At 46.1% G+C, this 5,699-nt stretch carries 2 tRNA genes and 3 rRNA genes; all 5 read left to right on the top strand.

Annotated features, from left to right (window positions below):
• The first annotated feature begins 505 nt into the window (after positions 1 to 505).
• The 5 genes from CDW55_RS12340 (at position 506) to rrf (ending at position 5,660) form a co-directional block, all read left to right on the top strand.
• Positions 506 to 2,022, top strand: a 16S ribosomal RNA gene (locus CDW55_RS12340).
• Positions 2,023 to 2,198: 176 nt separating this feature from the next.
• A tRNA-Ile gene (locus CDW55_RS12335) sits at positions 2,199 to 2,272 on the top strand.
• A gap of 90 nt (positions 2,273 to 2,362) precedes the next feature.
• Positions 2,363 to 2,436: transfer RNA gene (locus CDW55_RS12330), tRNA-Ala, on the top strand.
• Positions 2,437 to 2,642: 206 nt separating this feature from the next.
• Positions 2,643 to 5,406: ribosomal RNA gene (locus CDW55_RS12325) — 23S ribosomal RNA — on the top strand.
• 146 nt (positions 5,407 to 5,552) lie between these two features.
• Positions 5,553 to 5,660: ribosomal RNA gene (gene rrf, locus CDW55_RS12320) — 5S ribosomal RNA — on the top strand.
• Together the 16S, 23S and 5S rRNA genes with 2 tRNA genes alongside form the textbook arrangement of a ribosomal RNA operon.
• Positions 5,661 to 5,699: the final 39 nt, after the last annotated feature.

Genomic DNA, 5,699 nt, shown 5'->3' with positions numbered 1-5,699 from the left:
AAATTTTTCCCTCAGTTATTCAGCGAGTTGTGTTTTTAGTATTAAATTAGTGTTAATAAAATTTGGAATGGATTGAAAAGTGCTTATCTTTGCAGTCCCAAATCGAGAGAAAGAGGGAGCGAAGTAGAAGATTAAGAGATTGAATGAGCGGGCAGGAAGCTAAAAATAAAGTTTCAAAAAAAATCGCTTCAAAAATTTGGTCTTTAAGAAATAAGTTTATACTTTTGCAATCCCAAATCGAGAGAAACTGGGAGCGGAGTAGAGATTTAGGCTGATTGATTTACGAGAGGATAAAGCTTACGAAAAAGAAGTTTTAAATTTTTCTCAAAAACATTTGGTCAATTCAAAAATAGTTTATACTTTTGCACTCGCAATTCGAAACAAACGACAGAAAGAGTTTCCGGATATAAGCGAAAAGAAAAGAGATCATTGACATACAAATAACAACCAAAAAAGTAAGGAAAAACTAAAGCGTCAATTATTTTTGAGTGAGTCAGACAAACATACAATGGAGAGTTTGATCCTGGCTCAGGATGAACGCTAGCGGGAGGCCTAACACATGCAAGCCGAGCGGTAGAAGTCCTTCGGGACTTTGAGAGCGGCGTACGGGTGCGTAACACGTGTGCAACCTACCTTTATCTGGGGGATAGCCTTTCGAAAGGAAGATTAATACCCCATAATATATTGAATGGCATCATTTAATATTGAAAACTCCGGTGGATAGAGATGGGCACGCGCAAGATTAGATAGTTGGTGAGGTAACGGCTCACCAAGTCAATGATCTTTAGGGGTCCTGAGAGGGAGATCCCCCACACTGGTACTGAGACACGGACCAGACTCCTACGGGAGGCAGCAGTGAGGAATATTGGACAATGGGTGAAAGCCTGATCCAGCCATCCCGCGTGAAGGATGACGGTCCTATGGATTGTAAACTTCTTTTGTACAGGGATAAACCTACTCTCGTGAGGGTAGCTGAAGGTACTGTACGAATAAGCACCGGCTAACTCCGTGCCAGCAGCCGCGGTAATACGGAGGGTGCAAGCGTTATCCGGATTTATTGGGTTTAAAGGGTCCGTAGGCGGACCCGTAAGTCAGTGGTGAAATCTCATAGCTTAACTATGAAACTGCCATTGATACTGCGGGTCTTGAGTAAATTTGAAGTGGCTGGAATAAGTAGTGTAGCGGTGAAATGCATAGATATTACTTAGAACACCAATTGCGAAGGCAGGTCACTAAGATTTAACTGACGCTGATGGACGAAAGCGTGGGTAGCGAACAGGATTAGATACCCTGGTAGTCCACGCCGTAAACGATGCTAACTCGTTTTTGGATTTTCGGATTCAGAGACCAAGCGAAAGTGATAAGTTAGCCACCTGGGGAGTACGTTCGCAAGAATGAAACTCAAAGGAATTGACGGGGGCCCGCACAAGCGGTGGATTATGTGGTTTAATTCGATGATACGCGAGGAACCTTACCAAGACTTAAATGGGAATTGACAGATTTAGAAATAGATCCTCCTTCGGGCAATTTTCAAGGTGCTGCATGGTTGTCGTCAGCTCGTGCCGTGAGGTGTTAGGTTAAGTCCTGCAACGAGCGCAACCCCTGTCACTAGTTGCTAACATTCAGTTGAGGACTCTAGTGAGACTGCCTACGCAAGTAGAGAGGAAGGTGGGGATGACGTCAAATCATCACGGCCCTTACGTCTTGGGCCACACACGTAATACAATGGCCGGTACAGAGGGCAGCTACACAGCGATGTGATGCAAATCTCGAAAGCCGGTCTCAGTTCGGATTGGAGTCTGCAACTCGACTCTATGAAGCTGGAATCGCTAGTAATCGCGCATCAGCCATGGCGCGGTGAATACGTTCCCGGGCCTTGTACACACCGCCCGTCAAGCCATGGAAGTTTGGGGTACCTGAAGTCGGTGACCGTAAAAGGAGCTGCCTAGGGTAAAACAAGTAACTAGGGCTAAGTCGTAACAAGGTAGCCGTACCGGAAGGTGCGGCTGGAACATCTCATTTTAGAGCGTCTTTAAGACGATAAACAAACAAGATACTTAAAGTATCACAAGCACTTACTCAAAAGATGCTTTAGTTTTTTTACTTTGGTTGGTATTTAAAAATACACCCACTAGAAATTAGTATTAGGGAGGAGAGATAATTAACAATTATTAATTAAATAATTATTAATTAGAGAGAGTCTCGTAGCTCAGCTGGTTAGAGCGCTACACTGATAATGTAGAGGTCGGCAGTTCGAGCCTGCCCGAGACTACTAATTAAACAGATTGGGAGATGCCAGAACCAAGAACCAAGACGGTTTAAGTCTTGAATCTAGGCTCTCGGTTCTCAAAGTCTACTAGAGGGGGAATTAGCTCAGCTGGCTAGAGCGCCTGCCTTGCACGCAGGAGGTCAAGGGTTCGACTCCCTTATTCTCCACAGTATTAGTGAACTGATTTAAAAGTTACGGATAGAGCCAAAAACAATATCTGTTCATCAGGGGACTAATAAGACATAAGATCATTGACATTAACGGTAAGAACATCACAAAGAGAAAACCGAGCACTTACGGGTGCGAAGTTTACAAAATAAGAAGGCAGCACGGTTGTGTTGCCGGATAAAACTAAACTAATTTAATTATTAGGAAAGAAATCGTTAAGGGCGTATGGCGGATGCCTAGGCTTTCAGAGGCGACGAAGGACGTGGTAAGCTGCGAAAAGCTGCGGGGATCGGCACACACGAATTGATCCGCAGATGTCCGAATGGGGCAACCCGGCTGGTTGAAGACCAGTCATCCCGATTTATCGGGAAGCAAACCCGGAGAACTGAAACATCTAAGTACCCGGAGGAAAAGAAATCGAAGAGATTCCGTAAGTAGTGGCGAGCGAAAGCGGATTAGCCCAAAAGTCTTTATATGTTTAATAGAATGTTCTGGAAAGAACAGCCATAGAGGGTGATAGCCCCGTACATGAAAGGCATATTTAGATGATAAATGAGTAGGGCGGGACACGTGAAATCCTGTCTGAATATGGGGGGACCATCCTCCAAGGCTAAATACTCCTGAAAGACCGATAGTGAACAAGTACTGTGAAGGAAAGGTGAAAAGCACTTCGAATAGAAGGGTGAAAGAGAACCTGAAACCGTACGCCTACAAGCGGTCGGAGCCCACAAGTTGGGTGACGGCGTGCCTTTTGCATAATGAGCCTACGAGTTAATTTTACTAGCGAGCTTAAGCACTTTAGGTGCGGAGGCGGAGCGAAAGCGAGTCTGAATAGGGCGCATAGTTAGTAGGATTAGACGCGAAACCTTGTGATCTACCCATGGGCAGGTTGAAGCTTTGGTAACACAAAGTGGAGGACCGAACCGGTTGACGTTGAAAAGTCTTCGGATGACTTGTGGGTAGGGGTGAAAGGCCAATCAAACTGGGAGATAGCTCGTACTCCCCGAAATGCATTTAGGTGCAGCGTCGATGTTAAGTTTATTAGAGGTAGAGCTACTGATTGGATGCGGGGGAGTCAAATCCTACCAATTCCTGACAAACTCCGAATGCTAATAAATGTTCGTCGGCAGTGAGGGCATGGGTGCTAAGGTCCATGTCCGAAAGGGAAAGAACCCGGACCAACAGCTAAGGTCCCCAAATCTATACTAAGTTGAAACAACGCGGTTGAACTGCATTGACAGCTAGGATGTTGGCTTGGAAGCAGCCATTCATTTAAAGAGTGCGTAACAGCTCACTAGTCGAGCGGTTCGGCATGGATAATAATCGGGCATAAGTATAGTACCGAAGCTATGGATTTATAACTTTTGAGTTATATCTGGTAGGGGAGCATTCTATTTGCGCCGAAGCAGTATCGTGAGGTATTGTGGAGCGGATAGAAAAGAAAATGTAGGCATAAGTAACGATAAAGCGGGCGAGAAACCCGCTCACCGAAAGACTAAGGTTTCCTCAGCCATGCTAATCAGCTGAGGGTTAGTCGGGACCTAACGCGAACCCGAAAGGGGAAGTGGATGGACAATGGGTTAATATTCCCATACTTGCTCACACTAAAAAGGGGACGGATTTACGTACTTGCTGGAGACTGACGGAATAGTCAAGGCCTAGCCTTCGGGCGAAGCTGCTGCAGGGAAATAGATTCCAAGAAAAGCCGAAGTGAAGCAACCCGTACCAAAACCGACACAGGTAGTCGAGGAGAGAATCCTAAGGTGCTAGAGTGAATCATGGTTAAGGAACTAGGCAAAATAGTCTCGTAACTTCGGAAGAAGAGACGCCATCAGCAATGGTGGCCGCAGTGAAGAGGCCCAGGCGACTGTTTATCAAAAACACAGGACTCTGCTAAATCGAAAGATGCTGTATAGGGTCTGACACCTGCCCGGTGCTGGAAGGTTAAGGAAGGTTGTTAGCGTAAGCGAAGCAATTAACTGAAGCCCCAGTAAACGGCGGCCGTAACTATAACGGTCCTAAGGTAGCGAAATTCCTTGTCGGGTAAGTTCCGACCTGCACGAATGGTGTAACGATCTGGGCACTGTCTCAACCATGAGCTCTGTGAAATTGTAGTATCGGTGAAGATGCCGATTACCCGCAATGGGACGAAAAGACCCTGTGAACCTTTACTATAACTTCGTATTGACTTTGAATAAACAATGTGTAGGATAGGTGGGAGACTTTGAAGCGGGCACGCCAGTGTCTGTGGAGTCAACGTTGAAATACCACCCTTTGTTTATTTGGAGCCTAACTTGAGAGATCAAGGACATTGCGTGGTGGGTAGTTTGACTGGGGTGGTCGCCTCCAAAAGAGTAACGGAGGCTTTCAAAGGTACCCTCAGCACGCTTGGTAACCGTGCGTAGAGTGTAATGGCATAAGGGTGCTTGACTGTGAGACCTACAAGTCGATCAGGTGCGAAAGCAGGACATAGTGATCCGGTGGTTCCGTATGGAAGGGCCATCGCTCATAGGATAAAAGGTACTCCGGGGATAACAGGCTAGTCTCCCCCAAGAGCTCACATCGACGGGGAGGTTCGGCACCTCGATGTCGGCTCGTCACATCCTGGGGCTGGAGAAGGTCCCAAGGGTTGGGCTGTTCGCCCATTAAAGTGGCACGCGAGCTGGGTTCAGAACGTCGTGAGACAGTTCGGTCTCTATCTATTGCGGGCGTTAGATGTTTGAGAGGGCTTGAATCTAGTACGAGAGGACCGATTTGAACAAACCTCTGGTGTATCAGTTGTACCGCCAGGTGCACCGCTGAGTAGCTACGTTTGGTAAGGATAAGCACTGAAAGCATATAAGTGCGAAACCTGCCTCAAGATGAGACATCTTTTAAGGGTCGTTGGAGATGACAACGTTGATAGGCTACAGGTGTAAAGTCAGTAATGGCATAGCCGAGTAGTACTAATTACCCGTAGATTTATAGCCTAATAAGGCGCGCTCCGTAAGTGCATCAAAGGTTTACTCTTTGTGAAAGTTTTTATCGATAAAAATAGAACCAAGATATCAGAACCAAGAACCAAGATTATAGTCTTGCATCTTGAGTCTCGGATCTTGACTCTAAATAACATATTTAGGGTGGTTTTAGCAGAGGGGCTCACCTGTTCCCATTCCGAACACAGAAGTTAAGCCCTCTAGCGCCGATGGTACTGCGAAAGCGGGAGAGTAGGTCGCCGCCAGTTTTTTTAATCCTCATTCATGTATTTGATTGAGGATTTTTT

Source organism: Chryseobacterium sp. VAUSW3, from assembly GCF_002205795.1.
GTDB classification, from domain to species: Bacteria; Bacteroidota; Bacteroidia; order Flavobacteriales; family Weeksellaceae; genus Kaistella; species Kaistella yananensis.
The sequence above is the reverse complement of the archived record's forward strand: the minus strand, read 5'-3'. Positions and strand labels throughout refer to the sequence as shown.